Annotated in this window: 17 protein-coding genes; 6 read left to right on the forward strand and 11 right to left on the reverse strand. The window is 40.6% G+C overall.

Features of this window, described 5'->3' with window-relative positions; all coding sequences use genetic code 11:
• The 3 genes from ABZD21_RS01890 to ABZD21_RS01900 all read right to left on the reverse strand — a co-directional run bounded on the left by ABZD21_RS01890 (position 1) and on the right by ABZD21_RS01900 (position 4,562).
• A complete protein-coding gene (locus ABZD21_RS01890; RefSeq protein WP_372772458.1) occupies positions 1–1,236 on the reverse strand; it encodes a PQQ-binding-like beta-propeller repeat protein in 1,236 nt (411 codons plus the stop codon).
• A gap of 34 nt (positions 1,237–1,270) precedes the next feature.
• Positions 1,271–2,482 carry a PQQ-binding-like beta-propeller repeat protein gene (locus ABZD21_RS01895; RefSeq protein WP_372772460.1) on the reverse strand — a complete coding sequence of 404 codons (1,212 nt, stop codon included), beginning with the start codon at positions 2,480–2,482 and terminating at the stop codon, positions 1,271–1,273.
• Between the two features lie 175 nt (positions 2,483–2,657).
• Positions 2,658–4,562: an OmpA family protein gene (locus ABZD21_RS01900; protein ID WP_372772461.1), complete on the reverse strand. Its 1,905-nt coding sequence runs from the start codon at positions 4,560–4,562 to the stop codon at positions 2,658–2,660.
• 202 nt (positions 4,563–4,764) lie between these two features.
• Here ABZD21_RS01900 and ABZD21_RS01905 point away from each other — a divergent pair, with 202 nt between their 5' ends.
• A complete protein-coding gene (locus ABZD21_RS01905; RefSeq protein WP_372772462.1) occupies positions 4,765–5,961 on the forward strand; it encodes a hypothetical protein in 1,197 nt (398 codons plus the stop codon).
• On the opposite strand, the gene ABZD21_RS01910 is transcribed toward ABZD21_RS01905, so the two are convergent.
• The 3 genes from ABZD21_RS01910 to ABZD21_RS01920 form a co-directional block, all read right to left on the reverse strand.
• On the reverse strand, positions 5,953–6,318 hold the full coding sequence (locus tag ABZD21_RS01910) for a response regulator (RefSeq protein WP_372772463.1): 366 nt from the start codon (positions 6,316–6,318) through the stop codon (positions 5,953–5,955). The genes ABZD21_RS01905 and ABZD21_RS01910 overlap by 9 nt on opposite strands.
• 43 nt (positions 6,319–6,361) lie before the next feature.
• Complete coding sequence (locus tag ABZD21_RS01915) at positions 6,362–7,930, reverse strand: response regulator (protein ID WP_372772464.1); 1,569 nt, start codon at positions 7,928–7,930, stop codon at positions 6,362–6,364.
• 180 nt (positions 7,931–8,110) lie between these two features.
• Positions 8,111–8,713: a thioredoxin family protein gene (locus ABZD21_RS01920; RefSeq protein ID WP_372772466.1), complete on the reverse strand. Its 603-nt coding sequence runs from the start codon at positions 8,711–8,713 to the stop codon at positions 8,111–8,113.
• Between the two features lie 90 nt (positions 8,714–8,803).
• Here ABZD21_RS01920 and pdxH point away from each other — a divergent pair, with 90 nt between their 5' ends.
• Positions 8,804–9,436 carry a pyridoxamine 5'-phosphate oxidase gene (gene pdxH, locus ABZD21_RS01925; protein WP_372772468.1) on the forward strand — a complete coding sequence of 211 codons (633 nt, stop codon included), beginning with the start codon at positions 8,804–8,806 and terminating at the stop codon, positions 9,434–9,436.
• A gap of 31 nt (positions 9,437–9,467) precedes the next feature.
• Here pdxH and ABZD21_RS01930 read toward each other — a convergent pair whose 3' ends face one another.
• On the reverse strand, positions 9,468–10,553 hold the full coding sequence (locus ABZD21_RS01930; RefSeq protein WP_372772469.1) for a response regulator: 1,086 nt from the start codon (positions 10,551–10,553) through the stop codon (positions 9,468–9,470).
• Complete coding sequence (locus ABZD21_RS01935) at positions 10,543–11,283, reverse strand: sensor histidine kinase (RefSeq protein WP_372772471.1); 741 nt, start codon at positions 11,281–11,283, stop codon at positions 10,543–10,545. Before ABZD21_RS01935 ends, ABZD21_RS01930 begins: the two co-directional genes overlap by 11 nt.
• Before the next feature lie 387 nt (positions 11,284–11,670).
• Between ABZD21_RS01935 and kdsA the strand changes: the two genes are divergently transcribed.
• From kdsA to ABZD21_RS01950, 3 genes are all read left to right on the forward strand, one after another.
• Entirely contained in the window at positions 11,671–12,477 is an 807-nt protein-coding gene (gene kdsA / locus ABZD21_RS01940) for a 3-deoxy-8-phosphooctulonate synthase (protein ID WP_372772472.1), read from the forward strand.
• Between the two features lie 623 nt (positions 12,478–13,100).
• Complete coding sequence (locus ABZD21_RS01945) at positions 13,101–15,029, forward strand: hypothetical protein (protein ID WP_372772474.1); 1,929 nt, start codon at positions 13,101–13,103, stop codon at positions 15,027–15,029.
• A 61-nt stretch (positions 15,030–15,090) separates the two neighbouring features.
• Positions 15,091–16,125 (forward strand): DUF6340 family protein, encoded by a 1,035-nt coding sequence (locus tag ABZD21_RS01950; protein ID WP_372772476.1) that lies wholly within the window; start codon positions 15,091–15,093, stop codon positions 16,123–16,125.
• 162 nt (positions 16,126–16,287) lie between these two features.
• On the opposite strand, the gene lgt is transcribed toward ABZD21_RS01950, so the two are convergent.
• Both lgt and secA read right to left on the reverse strand, forming a co-directional pair.
• Positions 16,288–17,121: a prolipoprotein diacylglyceryl transferase gene (gene lgt, locus ABZD21_RS01955; RefSeq protein ID WP_372772478.1), complete on the reverse strand. Its 834-nt coding sequence runs from the start codon at positions 17,119–17,121 to the stop codon at positions 16,288–16,290.
• Between the two features lie 89 nt (positions 17,122–17,210).
• Positions 17,211–20,525 carry a preprotein translocase subunit SecA gene (gene secA / locus ABZD21_RS01960; RefSeq protein ID WP_372772480.1) on the reverse strand — a complete coding sequence of 1,105 codons (3,315 nt, stop codon included), beginning with the start codon at positions 20,523–20,525 and terminating at the stop codon, positions 17,211–17,213.
• Positions 20,526–20,757: 232 nt separating this feature from the next.
• Here secA and ABZD21_RS01965 point away from each other — a divergent pair, with 232 nt between their 5' ends.
• Complete coding sequence (locus ABZD21_RS01965; RefSeq protein ID WP_372772482.1) at positions 20,758–20,940, forward strand: hypothetical protein; 183 nt, start codon at positions 20,758–20,760, stop codon at positions 20,938–20,940.
• Between the two features lie 69 nt (positions 20,941–21,009).
• On the opposite strand, the gene ABZD21_RS01970 is transcribed toward ABZD21_RS01965, so the two are convergent.
• Positions 21,010–21,474: a hypothetical protein gene (locus tag ABZD21_RS01970; RefSeq protein WP_372772484.1), complete on the reverse strand. Its 465-nt coding sequence runs from the start codon at positions 21,472–21,474 to the stop codon at positions 21,010–21,012.
• Positions 21,475–21,515: the final 41 nt, after the last annotated feature.

The raw sequence follows: 21,515 nt of genomic DNA on the forward strand, positions 1-21,515 counted from the left end.
TTAGTTTTTCAAATCATAAACCTGAAGCACATCACCGTGCCTCAAAAACAATTTTCCGTCGCCGATAAACAGATGCGCCCAATGTGGTCCAGCACCTTTTTCAACTTGAAACGAACTGATTACGTCAAACTTTTCCGGGGTAGGTTTCACAAGTGCCACCGTTCCGCGCTCTTCGTAGATATATAGCAAGCTATCGGCATATACGATTGTACCCTTGGTATTCCACTCCTGGTTGTAGCTAATCTCACCTGTTTTCCAGTTTTTACACAGCCAGTTTCCTTTTTTGTTATTTTCCCAGTTGGATCCGTAGATCCAGCCATTCATTTCGACTAAACCATGGTGGTGATTGTCGAATATAGTATCGGTGTACAATTCGTCGAAACCAGTCCGATCAGCATTCACTTTGAGCATTTTTGCCGGATAGTCGTAGCCCATCGACAGAAAGATCTCGTCTCCCTTAACAAGTGGAATATTTGTCCAGTTTAAACCATCCCTACGCCATTTTGACGCATCGTAGTATTTGTAATTCATTGGGACAGAGCCATCATCCGGATCAACAACTAGAAGATGGGTTGCCGTTTCGGACAGAATATAGCGTTTATCGTCTAAAACAAAAGTAGAGGGAGAAGCATACGAACGCTGGCCGCCAATGCTTTCCGTCTCCCAAACTGTTTCGCCTGTATATTTATTGAACGCAACCACAGTGGTTTTCTTTCCTCCGGGAGAGCATACAACCAGATCACCAACAACTAAGGGCGATTCGGATACTCCCCAGACATGCCAATCAGCTTCAAAATCGCGATCGACATTTTGTTTCCAATTGATCTGGCCACTTTCAGCATCCAGGCACACCAATTCGCCAATTCCACTAATGCAATAAATTCGGTTATCCTCTAGTGTAGGTGTACTTCGTGTATCGGGGAACGATTTTTTCCAGGATTCGCCATAAGCGACCTGCCATTTCTTTTCCCCATCGAAATTAATACAGGTAAGATAATCCAGTGTGTCAATCATTCCGCTGGCATAAATATACCGACCATTCGACACTACCGAAGAATATCCTTTCCCAATACCTTCAAACTCCAATAGCAGCGTAGGCCCATCAGAAGGCCATTGTTTCTGCAAGCCAGTGCATAAAAATTTACCATCCCGGGAAGGTCCCCGAAACTGGCTAATTTGGGCAAAGGCCGCCTGCAACGGAATACTGAGAAGAAGAAAAAGAACAACCTTATTCATTCGTCATTAGATTCAATGGTTAATCAAAAATTTGTCAGGCAGAAATTTTGTAAGCTATCAGCGATTTTCCATGCCGTACATAGAGCACACCGTTATGCACAACAGGATGTGCCCAATGCTGTGCAGTTCCGAGTTCGATTTTAGTCTTTGAAAGCACTTCCATTTTTTCGGAATTCATCTGCGCCAAAGCTAATTCGCCGCGATCGGAGTAAAGAATGAATTTATCACCGGCCATTATGATGACGCCATTTCCAATTTCGGTAGACTGCCATTTTACGTCACCATTTTTCCAATCCAGACAAAACCATCCCCGGTTCCGGTGTCCCGATCCGTAAATCATACCATCATCGAATATGGCACCTCCCATTTGGTTATCCATTTGATTAGTACTCCAGACTTTTGTCACAGCCGAGCCGTCTTCATTCAAATGCAGGCGTACGCCACCTTGGCCGTATCCGCTGAAGCAATAGAGGTCGCCATCCTGAAAGATGGGAGTATTTGGGTGAATATTATACTGATTTGGGTGAGGATAAGTCCATAATACTTTACCATTGGCTGCATCAACAGCAACAATGTCGTTTGCCATGTGCGAAACCAGCAATTTTCGTCCTCCTTTTTCCACTAATTTTGGAGTACAGTAAGCCGAAAGATTTTGGTTTCCGGCACTTTTCCAGATCAAATCACCGTTAAGTCGATTCAAGGCCACAAAGTTAAATTCTTCACCGCCTGGCGTGAAATAGAGGTGATCGCCATCAATAAAAATTGACTGAGTATAGCCCCATCTGGTATTCTCCGATTTATAATCCTCTTTCATCCGCCTGTTCCAGACTTGCTTGCCTGTTTCCAAATCAAGGCAATAGAGAACGCCAAATCCACTAACCATGTAGGCTGTATTTCCAATAATAGCCGGAGTTGAACGGGAACCGGGAAAACTTTCGTTAAACTCATTTCCGTAAGCCACCTTCTTCAATAATTCACCATTCTCGCTTATTATGTAGATATAGCCAATGCTATCTTCCATGGCCGAGCAGTAAATTTTACCATTCGTGAACACCGGCGATGAAAATCCATCGCCTAATCCATCGAAATGCCAGATTATTTCAGGACCAGTTTCTGCCCATGCAGGCAAAATTTGAGGAGCCGGGTATTTTGCATCAGAATTAACACCCCGCCATGGGGAGCTTTCTTGTGCCGAAAGTTGCAATGCAACGACACAGATAAACAGCAGACTAATAATTTGTTTCATTGATAAAGTTGATTTTTTACTCTCAAATTTATCAATACTCCCCCACAATCTAGAATTTGAGCCTCAATTTAATAAGTTTCTAAATAGTTAGAATCATTAACAAATAAAAAACCTGAAACAACCAGCTTTAATTGAGTCGGTTACTCCAATTCTTTATAAGATGGCACTTGCCTTCTTATCTGGAAACACGAATAATTTTGAACTCAGTTCTTCTGTTTTGCGATCTTCCGTCTGGGGTATCGTTCCCGGCAATGGGGCTACTGTATCCGTAGCCTTTGTAGGTTAGTCGGGCTTTTTCGATCCCGGAATTTGCTAAATACAGGTAGACTGCCTTCGCTCTGTTTTCGGAAAGAATCTGGTTATAATCCTCCGCCCCAACATGGTCGGTGTGTCCACCGATTTCAATTTCAACGTTCGGATTTTGATTTAAGAACGCAATAAGTTGCCCCAACTCTGCTTTTGACTGAGTCAGCAATTCATACGAATCCGTTTCGAAGAAAATATTCCGCAGCACAGCCGAATTGCCAACTTGCACCGGACTTAATTGAATTTGAAGTATGAACGGATCATTTACGTCGCGACTCTGTTTCAGGGCAAAATTTTCGGAGAAAAAGAGATAACCCGTTTTTGAAACATTAAAGGCATATTCCTTTCCCATGGGCAGACACATCAAAAATTCGCCATTGCCCAAGCCTGTTTCGGTTTTAGCGATTAGCCGGCTCGTTTCAATATCCATCAATTCAACTTCCGCGCTGAGTGGATTACCACTTATCCGATCAACTACGTATCCTTTAACATAGGATACCGGAATCGGCTGAACGTCTTTATTCAGTTTAAAACGATAGATATCAATCCCTTTTGAGCCTGGTCGGTTTGACGAATAGTATGCATTAGTTCCGGAGGCGTCGACAATCATTCCACGTTCGTCAAGAAAAGAATTGATAGGATACCCTAAATTTACTGGCTTCGACCAGCCAAGATCATCTTTAAAACGGGTTTGGAAGAGGTCTGCTTGTCCTAATCCGGGCCAGCTATCGGAGGCAAAGTACAATGTTACTCCATCAGCATGGATAAAAGGCGACATTTCATTTCCAGTGGTATTGACAGAATCGCCCAGATTTTTCAACTCGCCCCAAACTGGTCGTCCATTGGAGCTGAACCCATTCAATTGACATTGCCATATGTCCATCCCACCAAAACCACCTTTTCGGGAACTTGCAAAATAAAGATATTCTCCATTCGCGGAAACTGAAGGTTGCGATTCCCAGGCAGCGCTGTTTACCGGAGCGCCTGCATTTTCAGGCTTCGTCCAATAGTCGTCAATCCGGCGGGAAAAATAAATATCGCAACTCCCCTGCCCTCCGGGTTGATTACATGCTGTAAAAAAAAGTAGCTTTCCATCGGCCGAAATACTCTGTGCTCCTTCATTTTGATTTGTATTGATCGTGGTAATCGGCTGAGCACAATCCCAGACACTATCGTTAAATACCGATTCATAAAAGTCTTCCTGATAACGCGGCAGCAGTTCATTTTTGTGGTTGCCGATCGGTACAAGGCGAGTAAATATCAAGGTCTTTCCATCAATTGTTAATGAGGGCCAATATTCATCCAATTCTGTATTTACCGCATCGCCCATATTCTCGGCATTAAACGGAACTTCGTTTCGCACCAACTCTGCAGCATATTTACAGTCAACGATCCGCTGCTCTGCTTTACTTGTCAGGGTACCAGCCGCGCCTGTTGCTATAAAATGCTCATAGGCATCTGATGCATTTTCATATTCCCCAATCCGGTAAAAAGCGTTTCCGAGGACATAATAAGCCTTTGGGAATTTAGCGGGATCAATTGAAATTGCTTGTTGTAAAGCTGCTATTTGGAGTTCCGTCGAATCGATCTCGTTGTATATGTCAGCGGTCAATAATAACGCGTCAACAAATTGAGGATCCTTCCGAATTGATTCGTCTAAGCTTGCAAGCGCCTTTAGATTCTCTCGCTTGCTATATAGCATCTTGCCTTCCTCAAATAGTTTGAGAGCCTTTTTGCTTTGGGCAGTGCTTTCAAACGAGAAAAAAATTACCATGAGAAAGACAGCCCATCTTAAACAATTCCTTTTTCCATGCCCCCAGAAGTAGGGTTTGCATTCAGTTATATTTTCAGTTTTTTTCACATTCATTAATTCAGGTGCATGAAACAAATATAGTCAAGCGCATTTTGCGATCGTACAGATCTATTCAAAAAAAATAAACAGGAATTAAAGGAAATGGTATTTTTACGGCAAAAAAGTGATTCGAAACCCGGTTTCCGTTTTTCATTTTAATCCGACCTGCGAACTTGCTATCGCCAATGGTTCCTCCTACTATATGCCACCAGCTAGGCTTCGGAAATTCGAAACCGATCTGGATGCTATAATGGGTGTTTTGGGCAATGAGAATGATTTCGTCATTTGTGAACATTTGCCGGCCCCTGAGTTTATCAATCAATTTAAAATGCTGGGATGGAAACTTCCTGCCTATAAAACGTTGGAACAACTTGAGGCATACCTCTCAAGCCATCCTGAAATTTCATTCAATCATAAACCATGGGGACATAGCCCGGCTGAATATAACTTGTTTCGTTGCTTACACTTGGACGACCAGCTATGGAATGAGAACAGGAAACAGTTATTTGAACGTAAAACAGCGGTCACTTTTTTACAGCAGTTCCTGAACCAAAACGGGTTGCCGAGTTGTATCGGATCGGATATCAACCAACAGCAAATTCAGTCTGAAGAAGAGATTGAGTCCCTGCTGGCAATTTCGCATCCACTTGTATTAAAAGCTCCGTTAAGTTCGTCGGGACGAGGCTTGCTGGTGATCAGGAGAACTAAGCTAAATGAGGCTAATCAACAGTGGATCAGAGGCATTCTTGCACAACAGGGATATCTGATTGCAGAACCTTGGCTCAACAAACAGATTGACCTCTCATTTCAGTTTGAAATTGAAGCAAACGGAAACGTTCGCTATCTGGGAACTAGCTATTTTCAAACTAACACGAACGGACAATATAATGGTCACTATTTAAATTTTCATCGAAATCATCAATTTCCTATCAAAACTGAAATGATCGATCGTATCGGTGAACGACTTAGTGAAGAGTTGGCAAATTCAGCGTATACGAAATTTCACATGGGTATACTGGGTATTGATGCGTTGATTTATTTAGACACGGACGGACAAATCAAGCTACATCCTTGTATTGAGATTAATCCCAGGTACACAATGGGATATTTGAGTCAGCGAATTGAAACGAAGATTCATCCGGAAGCCTACGGTAGTTTTAGCATTAACTACTGGCCGCAAGCGAACTATGAAAATTTTATTGAAATGCAGTCGGCAAACAACCCGATGGAGTATACTAATGGGCTACTCCGCAAAGGCTTTCTTTCGTTGACTCCGGCCAATGAACAAACAAAATTCGGTGCTTACATTGAACTATTTTAAATGCTTTTGGATCGCATTCATCAATGCAGTTAAGCGAACTGGCTTTGCCATAAAGTAGTCGCAGCCGGCTTCATAGCTTTTCGATTCTTCGCCCGACAAAATGAATGCGCTTTGTACGATAATACGAATGGCTGGATTCATTGTTTTGATTTGCCTTGTCGCCTCAAAACCATCCATCTCCGGCATATCCAGATCCATTATAATTAGCTCAATCCCTGGCTCTGATTTAACGACCGAAAGCGCTTCCATGCCATTTTTTGCCCAATAACTTGAAGCATTATATCGCCCCAATGCAATTTGATAATAATAAAGGCTTGTTTCGTTATCCTCTACTACCAGAATTTTCTTACCCGTCAAATCTATTTTTTCAGTTGGTAACATACGACTAATAAAAATGTGTTTAAACTCGGTTTAAGTTTAGGTTTCTTTTTAAAACCATCTCAAGTTCAACTGGTTTAAATGGTTTCCCCAGATGATCGGTCATGCCACTCTCTAAATATAGCTTTGCATCTTCGCTGTATTTATTCGCGGTCATTGCGACTATTGGAATGGGGTGATTGTTGCCAGTTTCAGATTCAATTTTACGAATTTCCTGAGTTGCTTCAATACCATCCATCTCAGGCATTTGCACATCCATCAAAATCAGATCGAAATGCTCCTTTCGATACATTTCTAAAGCTTCGATCCCATTTTGCGCCAGCACCACATTGTGTCCTAGTTTTTTGACGCTTATCATCGAAACCTTGGCACTTATTTCATTATCTTCTGCCAATAAAATTTTCAAAGGCTCTTCAAATGCACCAACTATTTCGCTGGTGTCCCCGCCTTCAACATCCATGGTAGTTAGCTCAAATACAGCAGTAAACCAAAAACGGGATCCTTTGCCAAGTTCACTATCAACGTTAATTTCCCCGTTCATCATATGTACCAAGCTCTTACTTATTGCCAACCCTAAGCCCGTACCGCCATATTTTCTGGTTGTTGATGAATCAGCCTGTGTGAAAGACTGAAATAATTTAACCCGATTTTGAGGGGCTATTCCGATTCCGGAGTCTTCAACCTCAAATTTCAATTTATAATTTTCACCGATAATTTTATCCAGGCTAACATCTAACTTAACATAGCCGCGCTCGGTGAATTTAATGGCATTGTTCAATAAATTAATCAAAATTTGCCTCAGTCGAAGAGGATCTCCAACAATTGTTTTAGGAACCGAGTCGCCAATGCTAACTATAAACTCGAGCTTACTCTGCTGTATTTTGTAGGCGAGTAATTTCTTAACATTTCCAATCTCCTCCCGGATGTTAAAGGCAATTTTTTCAAGAGAAATTTGCCCTGCCTCTATTTTTGAAAAGTCTAGAATATCATTAATAATCATCAACAAAGTCTCGCCGGAAATCTCTATAATATTAAGGTATTCTCGTTGATCCTTGTCTAGCTTGGTTTGCTTCATTATATCAACCATTCCTACAATTCCGTTTAAAGGAGTTCTGATTTCGTGCGACATATTTGCCAAAAACAATGATTTAGCATTTGCCGCTTTTTCGGCGATATCTTTTGATGCCCGAAGCTGATCCTGAGCACGTTTTATCGCCAAATGCAGCTCAATACGAATAATTAACTCTTCTAGTTTGAATGGTTTTTGCACGTAATCGAACTCTCCTGGCCGAAACATCTGAAGTAACCGACCTTCATCTTCGACGGGCGTAATAAAAATTAACGGCACACCCGGCAGTTGAATTTCGTCCTGAATTTTCCGGCTAATTTCAATGCTGTTGGTCGCTGAAAGCTCTACATCAAGTACTATTAGATCAAATTTCTCACGAGTTGTTTTCAAGACTGTTGTTTGAGTAATATCCATCCATACCGACAAATAACCTCTGCTGATTAATGCAGAACGTAATTGTTCTATATTAATCATTGAATCAGAAACTATTAGTATTACTGGTGAATGCCTCTTCTCTGTCATTTTAAACGAGCTAAATAGAAATATGAACCGTCTGTTGAAAACCGCTTTTTATTTTATCTGTCAACAAGTTAAGTCTTTTTTATAGTTTAGCTAGCAATTTTGCGGTGATTATTTCACCCAAAACTGAATACGAATCAAAAAAAAAGGTTGACTTCTGTCAACCCGTTTTTCTATTAAGAACTAGTCAATTTTGCGTTTTATACTACAGCCAATAGGCTTTGTTTCAGCTGTGACAATAGGTTCACCTTTAGCTAAACTTGTAATCGCATCTTTCAAATAGTTTTGTTTTACCTCCGATGCATTTTTGAAGTTGTCGTCAATTGCTCCTTTGAAAACCAGCTTAAAATCGCGATCAAACAAAAATACATGTGGTGTGGTTTGTCCGCCAAAAGCATTTGCTACCAGACTCTCCTTGTCGACCAAATACGGGAAATTGTAATTCTTCTCAGATGCATGTTTCTTCATGGCTTCCAGCGAATCGTCTCCACTTCGTTTCATGTAATTCGAATTTAACATCACCAGACCGACATTGTTGTTGTTGGCCCACTCAGCAATCCCGTTGTAACGATCTTCCCAGGCTATCACAAACGGACAGGTATTACATGAGAAAATTACGACAAGTCCATTCTCCTTTTTCAAATCCAACATCGAAAAATTCTCGCCTGTGGTTCCTGTCATCTTAACGTCCGTATGAGGGGCCTTATCGCCCAACTTCAACTGGTTAACTTCTGCCACCGCCAGACCAGCGATCAATAAAAAGCAAATCGCAAATAAACCTTTCATAACTATTAATTGTATTGATTATGCAGTTCAAACAAACGTATTTTTCGCATTGTTTAAAAATCGATTTTATAAATTCTAAATAAATTGTTAATGCTCAGAGACATCCGCAAAAATTATCAGAAAAGTGAGCTAATTGAAGCTAAACTGCCTGGCGAACCAATTGAGTTTTTTCAACGATGGTTAAACGAAGCAATTCAACATGAGGAGGAAGAACCAACAGCCATGACTTTATCAACGGCAGTTAATGGTGAACCCGATTCGAGAATAGTTTTGCTGAAAGGAATTGATGAATCAGGCTTTGTATTCTTCACAAACTACCTAAGTACAAAGGGAAAGCAGTTGAATGAAAACGGCAACGTTGCCCTAAATTTTTTCTGGCCTAAGTTGGAACGACAAGTCCGGGTAAAGGGATTCGCCAGAAAAATGGATGATGATCAATCTTCCGACTATTTTAAATCGAGGCCACGCGATAGCCAGATTGGCGCATGGGCTTCTCCTCAAAGTCGAGAAATCTCATCGAGAGAAGAACTGGACAACAACTTTGAGTACTATGTGAAACATTTTAAGAAACGCGAAATCAATAAACCGTCCAACTGGGGAGGATATTTGGTAAAAGCGGTTGAAGTAGAATTCTGGCAAGGTCGCCCTAACCGATTACACGATAGATTCAGATATTTTTTGAATACTGAAAATGCCTGGGAAATAAAAAGGTTGGCTCCGTAGCTAGCCAACCCAACTTGAATCCTTCTTATTTTTAGATATTGACCAGGTCGTTTTTAAGTGCATAGATAATTACCTCGACAATATTTTTTGATCCGGTCTTTTCCATCAAACTCGCCCGGTGCTTCTCGACTGTTCGATCCGAAATTGATAGTTCGTCTGCGATAATCTTGATTGGCAGTCCTTTACAGGATAGAGTAAGTACTTCTTGCTCCCTTTTCGAGAACAATTTCTCCGCCCCCTGGGTTTTCACATTTCCGGAGCGAGCAGCCGGAAAATCAAAAGCTCGTTGCAATTTCACCGCTAATTCACCACTAACAGCGACTTTTTCCTCAGACAATATAGAAACCAACCTTTCATATTCAGGTTGATCCAACGTTTTCATGCCATCAACCGGAGCAAGCAAACCTATAAGGAAGGTGAATCCTTTATATTTTTGACTTGTTGTTACATATAGCTTAAACTTGTCGGCCGTACGATTTGGAGTTGTTATCTCGATAACTTCGTCGAAATTTTTTATTAAACCATTGGTACATTTGAATATTTTCGACTGTATGGCTGCATAGCTATCTTTATTGATGAAATCTCTAATTGTTAGCCTTTTAATATCATCGGCACTAATCCCGATCATTTTCGAGAAAGCTTCGTTGATTTCGTAAATGGTATCGCCATCAAATAGAAAAATTCCATTAGGCGAAAGCTCAACCAATGCCCTGTAATCACTTTTACCGGCATTCATCAGTTTTTCGTATTTCGCCATTCGCACTTTAATCGACTTCAAAAGTTCTTCGTTACTAAAGGGCTTAACAATATAGTCGTCAACTCCCAGCTCCATACCAAGTCGAATCTCCTCCAAGTCTGATTTACCTGAAATGTATATAAACGGAATTTTATTCGTTACAGAACTATCATTTAGGATATTATAAACCTGATATCCATCAATTGGCGACATGTTTATATCACATAAAATTAGGTCAGGACCGTACTCATAAGCTTTTTGAATACCTTCTGCACCCGAATTTGCAATTTCCGCATCATAGCCACTCAACGAGAGCACATTTTTCAATGTTTTGGATAAGGCATGATCATCTTCAATGATTAATACTTTTTTAGCACTCATGGTTACGAATCTTAATAATAAACGTAGATCCTTGATTCAACGTACTTGTAAAATCAATATCCCCCTCAAGTAATTCAATACACATTCTAACAATTGCTAATCCTATACCACATCCAGAGATCATTTTTACATTGCTGCATCGTTTAAAAGGCTCAAAAATTAAGTCTTTCTCATCTGCAGGAATCCCAATCCCATGATCTTCAATTGTTATTACCAGTTCATCTTTAACAGACGAAAGTTTCAACTGGACGTCTTCTGATGAAAAATTCAAAGCATTTACCAGAAGATGTTCCAAACAGCGCTTTAGTAAAACTTTATCTGTAAAAAAAGGATCACTCAAATTCTCTTTTGTCACCTGAATACGGTTGTGGTTGAACTCACTACCTGCGACTTTTTCAACTAGTTCATTGATAAATGTTACCAGATCAACACCGCTATAATGAACCTTAACCTCGCCTTTAAAAGCCGTATTCAAGAAATACACACTCTCTATAAAATCGGTCAACGAACCAATGGCTTCTTCACATAACAAAAATGTGTCATTCACCATCGTATCATTCAATTCGTAATTGAATGATTTTAAAAGCTGCACATTAGAACTAATAATCGAAAGTGGCGTTCTCATCTCATGAGAAATCAAGCTGATTATCTGCCTGCCGGATTTTAACTCCGCCAGCCGAACCAGCTTCTTTAATTCGTCCGTATTACTATCTTTCAAACTAAAAGTCATGTCTGTGCTTTTCAAATTTACCACCTATTCTCTATTTTTCTCGCATATAATAGCCAATATTTCACTAACATCCTTTCTGTTTATTTATGATTGATGCTATTTCTTTACGAATCACGAGAGAAAATGGAACAGTGTTCTTAACCTGCCACAATTTATACTCTTAATCCGACATATGGGTTAGTAAATTCAATAAATTCACATAATATTCACGTTTCAGTAATGTCCTCAGGGCTTAGAAATCTAAAGAGTTGAATGATCATTGAATGGTGTACGTCGCGAATATCCAATATAAGTTCAAATAGTTACAACTTAATTTACCAGAAGTTTGTTCGAATGAAGTCTAACTTTTTGTGAATATTGTATATTCGCAAAAAAAACTTTAAAAGCATGATTCCAAAAATAAAATTTCAGGGTGAGAACTTTATCTTATTAGCCGGCCCTTGTGTCATCGAAGGTCGTGAAATGGCCTTTGAAATAGCCGAGAAGATTTTAAATATCACGACCAAGTTGCATATTCCGTTTGTTTTTAAAGGTTCATATCGCAAAGCGAATCGTTCTCGGATTGATTCCTTTACCGGAATTGGGGATGAAATGGCCTTGCAAATTCTCAAAGATGTAAGTGATAAATTCCAAATTCCAACTGTTACTGATATTCATTCGGCAGCAGAAGCAGCTCTGGCGGCTCAATATGTTGATGTACTCCAAATACCTGCCTTTTTATGCCGACAGACAGATCTTCTGATTGCGGCTGCTGAAACCGGGAAAGTAATCAATATCAAAAAAGGTCAGTTTCTATCTGCTGAAGCAATGCAGTTTGCAGTCAATAAAGTTCGCGATTGCGGTAACGAAAAGGTAATGCTTACCGAACGAGGAACAACTTTTGGTTATCAGGATTTAGTTGTTGACTACCGTGGAATACCGGTTATGAAACAAAACAATTGTCCGGTTATATTGGATGTTACGCATTCGCTACAGCAACCAAATCAAAGTAGTGGTGTTACCGGAGGGCGCCCTGAATTGATTGAAACCATCGCCAAAGCGGGTATTGCTGTTGGTGCCGATGGTATTTTTATTGAAACACATCCAAACCCAGCTGTTGCAAAATCGGATGGAGCTAATATGCTTCAGTTGGATCGCCTCGAGGAACTACTGACGAAACTGGTTCTATTGAAAAAAACGGTTGACCAATTGTAAAGACCAGTTAGTAATTGGCTGTTATACAACTAAACAGTTCGGGTTCAGCGATTTTGTGATGACAGACTCAAGGTGCCGAACGAAGAAGAAGGCCAGATCAAATTCGAAAAAACACTACCAACATAGCAATGCAAATACCAACGGATGTGACTGCCATGTCCGTTGGCTTATTTGCTGCATAGTTCGATGATTGCTAGGGTGCCTGGGAATCCCCACCCCTAACTCACGACAACAGCTAGCCATCTTTACTTAAATTCAAAGAGACACTTGGAATCGATGAACGTGACCTTTTTTTTCAGAGCGACACATCGGGGTTCTGCTATAGGCTTGTCATCGAAAACGGACTAATACTCCGGTCAGAAACATGCACCAAATATCAATTTTTCACCATATCCATCTAAAGTATGGGAATCAAGTTTAATATCTGAAGAAGTGTATTAAATTTGAGCTTGGCGATTAGCCTTGATTAAAAACGATCGACTCCATTGAAATTTTATTTTGATCAAACATATTCTTTCCTGTTTCTCATTCTGGCAGCTTTGCTGGCGGCGTTGTTTGTATATTTGGTTTATCAATCAAAATCGCAACGAGATTTCTATAACAAGAGCCAATTGACTTTGTTAATGTCGGTCCGATTTGTAACTCTCTTTTTGGTGTGCTTTCTACTGCTAGGTCCCGCGATTCAATTGTATCAGCAACACAAGATTCGTCCGGTACTTGTATTTGCAACCGACAACTCCGCGTCACAAAAGGAGCAGGCAGACATCTGCGAAGAGCTTATAAATAGGGCAAAAAACGAATTAGAAAATTTCGACATTGACTATTGGGCTTTTGGTGAAACCGCGCGTGAAACGGCAAAAAATGATTTTGCCGATAGTCGGTCAGACTACGGCAACCTACTCGAAGAAGTACAGAAAAGTTACCTCCCCAATACCGTTTCGGCGATGGTTCTGGTCGGAGACGGAATTTTCAATTCAGGAATAGACCCCAGATACAGTAGCCGCAAAGTGCCCTATCCGATATACACTGTTGGGCTTGGTGACACCATACAACAAAGCGACGCTGCCATTTTGAAAGTCGCAAACAATCCTTCTGTATTTCTGGGTAACTATTTTAATATTGAAATAGACCTCATGTATCGACAACTGTCTACAAATAGCTCTAGACTAAGCATTTGGCAAGAAGAACAGTTAGTGTATGAATTGAACTTGGAAATTGAGCGAGATAATTTTTTCACACAACGTTTTGTGCAGTTGAAAGCAGAAAAGAGTGGAATACTGAACTTCCGTATTGAACTAGATCATTTTGAGGGCGAGCAAAACACAGCTAACAATAGCTACGAATTTTCAATCCAGGTGATCGACCAAAAACAAAAAATATTAATCGTCGCCCATGGTGCCCATCCTGATATCGCTGCAATAAAAAAAGTTCTTTCCCCGCAGCAAAGCTATGAAATCACGCACATCTCAAATGCCCAAAGTCATCCGGATCCGGCCGATTTCGATTTAGTGATTCTGCACCAATTACCGGACAATAATGATGCGAATAGCCCATTCATACAGAAAATCATTCAATCGAAGAGGCCTGTTCTTTGGATCATTGGATTACAAACATCACTGGCCCGAATAAATGGCTTGCCCCTTGGATTTAGTTTCGACAACCAGCGTGGATATGAATACTCAAACGCAGTTTTAAACACTGATTTTAACTTGTTTAAATACGAAAAATACTGGCACGATCAGTTTTCGAATTGGCCTCCATTACATGTTCCGTTCGCCGATATTCGCTTAAAGGGTGATTGGCAAGTTTTTGCCGATCAACAAATTCACCAAGTCGAACTATCACGCCCGCTAATCTTTGTCGGACGTGAATCGGGTGCTAAATATGGGGTATTTGCCGGAGAAGGGATCTGGAAATGGCGGATGCATGATTTTGTACGAAACAACTCCACCGAAATCTTTGATGGATTTATTCATAAAATAGTTAATTACCTGATTTTAAAACCAAATGAAGATAATTTTACGATTTTAACCCAAGCATATTTAGACGAAGACCAAGCAATAAAGTTCGATGCTGAACTATTAAATGAAAGCTTTGAGCCAATTACTGATCCTGATGTTTCACTTAAAATAACTTCAAACGACAGCGTTAGCTACGACTATGTATTTGATAAGTCAAACGACGGATACAAATTGAATATTGGCAAGTTCCCCGCAGGAACCTATGCTTATGAAGCGAATACTCAGTTGGGAAAAATCCAGTACCGTGAAAATGGATTGTTCCAGGTTAATCGAATACAGCTTGAACAGGTCGATTCGAAAGCGAATTTCAATGTGTTATATCAAATAGCAACTGCCAGTAATGGTAAATTTGTGCCGAAAGAAAACTTTTCATCCTTATTGGATCAGCTGAAATCTCTTGCTGAAGCGAGAAAGCAAAAAGTAAAGCAACTTATTTTTAAGTCGTTAATTTCACTGAAGTGGTTGGCTATTTTTATTTTATTTTTGTTCGCCTTGGAATGGTTTTTGAGAAAATATTGGGGATCCTACTAAATAGCTCTCGAAGATTTTCTATCTTTCATTGTCTTAATTTGACTCAAATTATTTGCCCATCATGAAAATACCAAAAGATAAAAAGCTCCTGATCAAATCGTTAATCCTGATGTTGTTTCTAACATCATGCGCTACTCCATATCGGTCGCTACTAATTGAAACCGCGAGGCCATCATCACAGCTTCTACCCGATAAAATCAGAAGCCTAACGCTTGTAAACCGATCAATAACAGGCGACTTCAAAAACTTCAACGAGGATAGTATTCAACAGTATTTTTTTAATCGAGGCTTCGATTTCGATGCCGTAGTACTGGACAGTATTGCTGCAGACACAACACTAAGAGCATTAGGTGAATTGCTCTTTGAATCCGGAAGATATGATGTTGTAATCCCAGAGGAACGTAATTTGGATCGCAACGCCAAGTTTTATATGGTTCCGGAAAGCTTAGATTGGGATGAAGTTTCAAGATTGTGTGCCGAATTCAACACCGATGCTCTGTTGGTAGTTGAGCGTTATTTTAATAAAATAATGACCGACTATGATATAAACGTATTTCCTCAGTACGCCTCCGCTTCTATTAATTCGAAGTACGATGCTGTTATAAAGATATATGACCCATTGAAAAAAGAAATTATTCGGCATTTTTCCGTTAGTGATACCATCTCGTGGCAAGATGCAGATGGTTCGACAAAGAAACTATTTGCCCGGCTCCCTTCAATTAAGGAATGCTTGATTCAAACCGGTATACAGGTAGCCTTGGATATCGATGACCGCCTTTCGCCCAACTGGGCCAAAGAAACCCGCATCTATTTTTTGCTTGAAGATACAGATCAGTCGCAGATTAGCCTTATTGCCAGAGAACAAAGATGGCAGGAAGCCTATGATTATTGGTTGACCTTTTCTACCTCCAGCAAAAAATCGATCAAGAGCAAAGCTGAATTTAATCTGGCATTGGCATCTGAAATGTTGGGTAATTTAGAATTAGCCATCGAATGGGCCAATAAATCATACTACACCAAGTACATGAATCAAACGAACAATTATTTGCTAAAGCTTAAACAACGCAAGCAAATACTCGAACGTTTTCAGAACTAACGAACTGAGTTAGCCTATATTTGGGAGAAGGCCTGCAGTTGATGATTTTTGATTTTTCTTTACCCTAAAGATGACTTAAGGGGTTATTTTCATTCGATCTTTTGCGTTCCACCCTCGAATGAAGAAACACGAAAGAATGAAATTAGAGCATTCTCAATACCGTTACGAGCGCTTATTATTTTTAGGGGCCGGATAAACCTTTTCCGGATTCTTGATGGCTCTGAATATTATATACAGCCCCCCTACAATAAAGGGGATACTGAGAATTTGCCCCATATTCAGTGCCATACCGGCCTCAAAGGCTTCCTGATCTTCCTTAATGAATTCAATTACAAAGCGTGCAAAAAACACCATCACAAAGAATAATCCAACGATAAAACCCTCATGCTTTCTTAACTTTGTCTTAAAGAAGATATATATCAACACGCCGAACGTGAGCAGATAAGAAAGCGATTCATAAATCTGAGTCGGATGCTTTGCCACAGTTTCTCCATTCCGCTCAAAAACGAAGCCCCAGGGCAGATTTGTTGCAACACCATAAATTTCTGAATTCATCAGGTTTCCTAACCTAATCATAGCAGCGACGAGCGCTGTTGGGACAACAACACGATCGAGCACCCATAAAACGGAACGTTTTGACACGTTTCGACTCCAGAAAATTAGTGCGATCAGAATCCCCAAAGCACCTCCGTGGCTCGCCAGTCCACCATGCCAAACCTTAACAATTTCGGCCGGATGTTGCGAATAATAATCCCACCCGTAAAAGAGTACATGTCCTAAACGAGCCCCGACTACCGTTGCAAGCAACATGTAAATAAAAAGACTTTCAAGCCACTTAAGATCAGCTCCCTCGAACTTAAACATCTTTTCACAAATATTATATCCGATAAGAAATCCACTGGCGAAAAGTAAACCATACCAACGAACCGACAAGGTGCCGATATGAAAAATTTCCGGATTGATATTCCAATGGATAAAAGCTAAAATTGATTGCATTTTCTGGAGTTTGTTGATTAAACACCTCCCGGTGTACAGGAAAATTCTATTTGTATTCCAGTAAAAAAAGAATAAGTAGCCTAAGCTACCTATTCTAATCCTTTACCGTGACAACTTTTATATTTTTTACCACTTCCACAGGGGCAAGGATCGTTTCGTCCTACTTTCTTTTCAACCCGAACCGGTTGAACCTTTTGTGGTTCTCTCTGCTCGGCACGACCACGACCGCCTGCCAGCTCCGGCACTTCTGATTTTTGCGTAGAATATTTGCTCATGTCCGTGCGACGGGCAGTGTCTGCTTCACGAACCTGATTTGGATCTGAGATTGGAATATGCCCTTTCATCAAAGTGGATACAATATCTTTATTGACCTTTTGGATCATTTGTTTGAACAGGTTGAATGATTCAAACTTATAGATCAACAACGGGTCTTTTTGCTCATAAGCCGCATTTTGTACCGACTGTTTCAAATCGTCCATTTCCCGGAGTTGTTCTTTCCAGGCCTCGTCAATCGTTCCTAGTACAATTTGCTTTTGATATGATTTTACAAGCTCTTTACCTTTATTATTGTAGGCTTTTTCGAGATTGGTAACGATTTGGAAAATACGTTTACCATCAGAGATTGGCACCACAATGTTCTGGTATAAGTGTGACTTCGTTTCGTAAACATCTTTTACGACCGGGTAAGCCTGTTTCGAAATCGTCTCAACCTTCCGGGTATATGATTCAATCATCGTATGGTAGATCTTATCGATGATTTCCTCTGGTTTCATTTGTTGGAAATCATTTTGACGAACAGGTGACTCGATCGACATTAGGCGCATCAACTCGAGATTGAAATCTTCAAAATCGCCTCCGTAATAATCGTTCACAAGATTCTCCAGTGAATCATACATCATGTTCAGCAAATCAACATCCAAACGTTCGCCATATAAAGCGTGCCGACGTTTTTGGTAAATTACTTCACGCTGGGAGTTCATTACGTCATCGTATTCAAGCAAACGCTTACGTATCCCAAAGTTATTTTCTTCTACTTTTTTCTGTGCCCGTTCAATCGATTTGGTAATCATGGAATGCTGAATCACTTCTCCCTCTTCCAGTCCCAGACGGTCCATAATTCCGGTAATCCGATCCGAGTTGAATAAACGCATCAAATCATCTTCCAACGAAACAAAGAACTGCGAAGACCCCGGATCACCCTGACGTCCGGCACGACCACGCAACTGCCGGTCAACACGACGAGAGTCGTGGCGTTCGGTACCAATAATGGCTAAACCTCCGGCCGTTTTCACCTCGGTTGTTAATTTAATGTCGGTACCACGACCAGCCATGTTGGTCGCAATGGTAACCATCCCCTGCTTTCCGGCATCGGCAACGATATCGGCCTCTCTAGCGTGCATTTTCGCATTCAGTACATTATGCTTGATTCCGCGAATTTTTAGCATCCGGCTCAGTAATTCCGAAATTTCAACGGAAGTTGTCCCGACCAGAACTGGTCTACCCGCCTGATTCAGATCAACGATCTCCTGAATTACGGCGTTATATTTTTCACGCTTTGTCTTATAAACCTTGTCATTCCAGTCATTCCGAACAATTGAACGGTTGGTTGGGATAACCACGACATCCAATTTGTAAATGTCCCAGAATTCTCCTGCTTCCGTTTCGGCCGTACCAGTCATACCGGATAGCTTGTGGTACATCCGGAAGTAATTCTGGAGGGTTACTGTTGCAAATGTTTGAGTTGCTGCTTCGACCTTTACTCGCTCTTTGGCTTCAATTGCCTGATGGAGGCCATCGGAGTAGCGACGTCCTTCCATGATACGACCGGTTTGCTCGTCAACAATTTTCACCTTATTATCGATGACCACATACTCCACATCCTTCTCAAACATGGCGTAAGCCTTTAACAACTGGTTGATGGTGTGAACACGCTCCGATTTAACGGCATAATTTTGCAGCAGCGTATCTTTTTTCTCGATTCTTTCCTCGGCGGTTAGCTCATTGCTGTTTTCAATTTCGGCCACCGATGAACCAACATCGGGTAGGATGAAAAATTCGGGATCATCCACATCTGACGAAATAAGGTCGATCCCTTTATCGGTTAACTCTACGGAATTCTGTTTCTCTTCAATAATAAAGAAAAGTGGATCGGTTACAATATGCATGTTTTTGTTATTGTCCTGCATATAGTAATTCTCGGTCTTCTGCATTAAAGCTTTGATGCCTTCTTCACTTAAAAATTTGATAAGCGATTTAGTTTTAGGCATTCCTTTGTGGGCACGAAGCAAATTCATTGCTCCTTCTTCTTTTTCTTCCTTAGTTGGATTCTCCTTCGACAAAAGTCGTTTCGCATCCGTCAAACATTGATTTGCGTAATTGCGTTGAGCGGCAACCAAACGCTCAACTCTAGGCATCAATTCCTCAAACTTCTGATTGTCTCCTTTGGGAACAGGTCCGGAGATAATCAACGGTGTCCGTGCATCATCGATCAATACCGAGTCGACCTCATCCACGATTGCGTAATGATGTTTCCGTTGAACTAAGTCGCGTGGATTGATCGCCATGTTGTCGCGCAGGTAATCGAATCCAAATTCATTATTGGTTCCGTAAGTAATATCAGCATTGTATGCTTTTCGCCGTGCGTCGGAGTTGGGTTGGTGCTTATCGATACAATCCACACTTAAACCATGGAATTCAAAAATTGGCCCCATCCATTCCGAGTCACGTTTGGCCAGATAATCATTCACCGTTACGACGTGTACCCCCCTACCTGCCAATGCATTTAAGAATACAGGAAGAGTAGCCACCAAGGTTTTACCTTCACCGGTTGCCATTTCTGCAATTTTCCCGGAGTGCAGCACAATACCACCAACAAGCTGAACATCGTAGTGAACCATTTGCCAGGTTACCTCAGTTCCACCGGCAATCCAGCTGTTATACCAGGTTGCTTGCTCTCCATCGATTTCAACATTATCTTTAATCGCGGCCAAGTTTCGGTCGAATTCATTGGCTTTGACTACAACCTTATCATTTTCTGTAAAACGTTTGGCTGTTTCTTTTACTAAAGCAAAAGCTGCAGGTAAGATTTCATCTAATACGGCTTCTATTTTTTCAGAGATCGCCGCTTCCAGTGTGTCGACTTGCTGATAAATCTGTTCGCTTTCCTGAATGTCTGAGTCCTCTGCTTTGGCTTTCAAAGCAGCTATTTCGTCTTCCTCCGGTTTAATCCGGTCTTTTAGTGTTTGCTTTAATCTTTCAGATTCAGCCCTAAGCTCATCGTTTGAGAGCTTTTCGATCCGGGCATATTCAATTTTAATGTTTTCAAGAATCGGGGTGATTTCTTTAATGTCCCGGTCTGATTTGTTCCCCAGAAATTTTCCAAGGAGTTTACTAATAAAAGCCATTCTATATAATTTTTCGTAAATCTACTTAATTGCCCACAAAAGTAATTATAATGAGTTACTATACTTACTGCAAGTTTATTTTTTTCAATAATAATCATGCCAGTTCGAATAAGTTGAAAATTCAAGACAGAATAACATATTGACGCACATTTCGTGACATAATCGCCGCTTTTGTTGCCAAATTGCTTAATCTGCCAAAAACATTAATTTTGCTGTTCTAACATACGAAACAATGAGCCTCGATTTTACAACTAAGTGTTTTGTTTGCGAAGAGCCTGTAGCCAACGACTGTTTGCGAAACAGTGAAATAAATTTGCCGGTTTGCGACAAATGCCGGAACACCGATGAAGAAATTCAGGCAGTTAAAAAATTGCAGGAAGGGATGGCAGATGGTTTTGTATGTGGCTGCATTTAATTCGATAGCCGCTTTTGCGAGCAAAAGCGGCTATCGAATTAATGACAACCAAACACCTAACGAACTAAATTAAAGTGTGTTATAACGGGTGTTTAATAAATCCGGCAAATAGGCTGCAATTAAAGTCAATGCCCGCTCATCATCAACTTTTTCGGAAGTTAGAATTTGCTGTCTGCCTATTTCCTCCTTATTAACGACGATCATGTTCAGTTCCTGAGGAATTGTGCTTTCTGATGCTTTCGCCTTACGGGCACCGAATCCTTTTCTTGAGCATTCATAGACCACTTCAAAATTCTCACCTCTCACACAATAAGTAGTACAACGTTTACTACACTGAAACTCGATAGAAATTGGACTTTCACTGGTAGAATACACCAGCGTCCAGGCTTTATCGATCCCGGAAGCTAGCTCTGTCTGCGGAACAGGAGTTATCCGATAATCCCCATCGGTGCGGTTTCCACTGGCTGCACTTAACGACAAACTTAAACTAAGCAATACGACGATGCCTACAATTTGGAAAAATCTGTTTTTCATGACTGTTCTTTTTAAATTTGTATTTCAGAAAAAAAAGGATA

Source organism: Mangrovibacterium sp. (assembly GCF_041596335.1).
GTDB lineage: Bacteria > Bacteroidota > Bacteroidia > Bacteroidales > Prolixibacteraceae > Mangrovibacterium.

Bases quoted from the DNA above. Each gene is read 5' to 3' on its own strand.
- ABZD21_RS01920 (WP_372772466.1), bottom strand. From the start codon at position 8,713: ATGAAAGGTTTATTTGCGATTTGCTTTTTATTGATCGCTGGTCTGGCG.
- ABZD21_RS01935 (WP_372772471.1), bottom strand. From the start codon at position 11,283: ATGACTTTTAGTTTGAAAGATAGTAATACGGACGAATTAAAGAAGCTG.
- ABZD21_RS01965 (WP_372772482.1), top strand. From the start codon at position 20,758: ATGAGCCTCGATTTTACAACTAAGTGTTTTGTTTGCGAAGAGCCTGTA.
- ABZD21_RS01930 (WP_372772469.1), bottom strand. From the start codon at position 10,553: ATGAGTGCTAAAAAAGTATTAATCATTGAAGATGATCATGCCTTATCC.
- ABZD21_RS01915 (WP_372772464.1), bottom strand. From the start codon at position 7,930: ATGACAGAGAAGAGGCATTCACCAGTAATACTAATAGTTTCTGATTCA.
- kdsA (WP_372772472.1), top strand. From the start codon at position 11,671: ATGATTCCAAAAATAAAATTTCAGGGTGAGAACTTTATCTTATTAGCC.
- secA (WP_372772480.1), bottom strand. From the start codon at position 20,525: ATGGCTTTTATTAGTAAACTCCTTGGAAAATTTCTGGGGAACAAATCA.
- ABZD21_RS01900 (WP_372772461.1), bottom strand. From the start codon at position 4,562: ATGGTAATTTTTTTCTCGTTTGAAAGCACTGCCCAAAGCAAAAAGGCT.
- pdxH (WP_372772468.1), top strand. From the start codon at position 8,804: ATGCTCAGAGACATCCGCAAAAATTATCAGAAAAGTGAGCTAATTGAA.
- ABZD21_RS01970 (WP_372772484.1), bottom strand. From the start codon at position 21,474: ATGAAAAACAGATTTTTCCAAATTGTAGGCATCGTCGTATTGCTTAGT.
- ABZD21_RS01895 (WP_372772460.1), bottom strand. From the start codon at position 2,482: ATGAAACAAATTATTAGTCTGCTGTTTATCTGTGTCGTTGCATTGCAA.
- ABZD21_RS01950 (WP_372772476.1), top strand. From the start codon at position 15,091: ATGAAAATACCAAAAGATAAAAAGCTCCTGATCAAATCGTTAATCCTG.
- lgt (WP_372772478.1), bottom strand. From the start codon at position 17,121: ATGCAATCAATTTTAGCTTTTATCCATTGGAATATCAATCCGGAAATT.
- ABZD21_RS01945 (WP_372772474.1), top strand. From the start codon at position 13,101: ATGTCGGTCCGATTTGTAACTCTCTTTTTGGTGTGCTTTCTACTGCTA.
- ABZD21_RS01890 (WP_372772458.1), bottom strand. From the start codon at position 1,236: ATGAATAAGGTTGTTCTTTTTCTTCTTCTCAGTATTCCGTTGCAGGCG.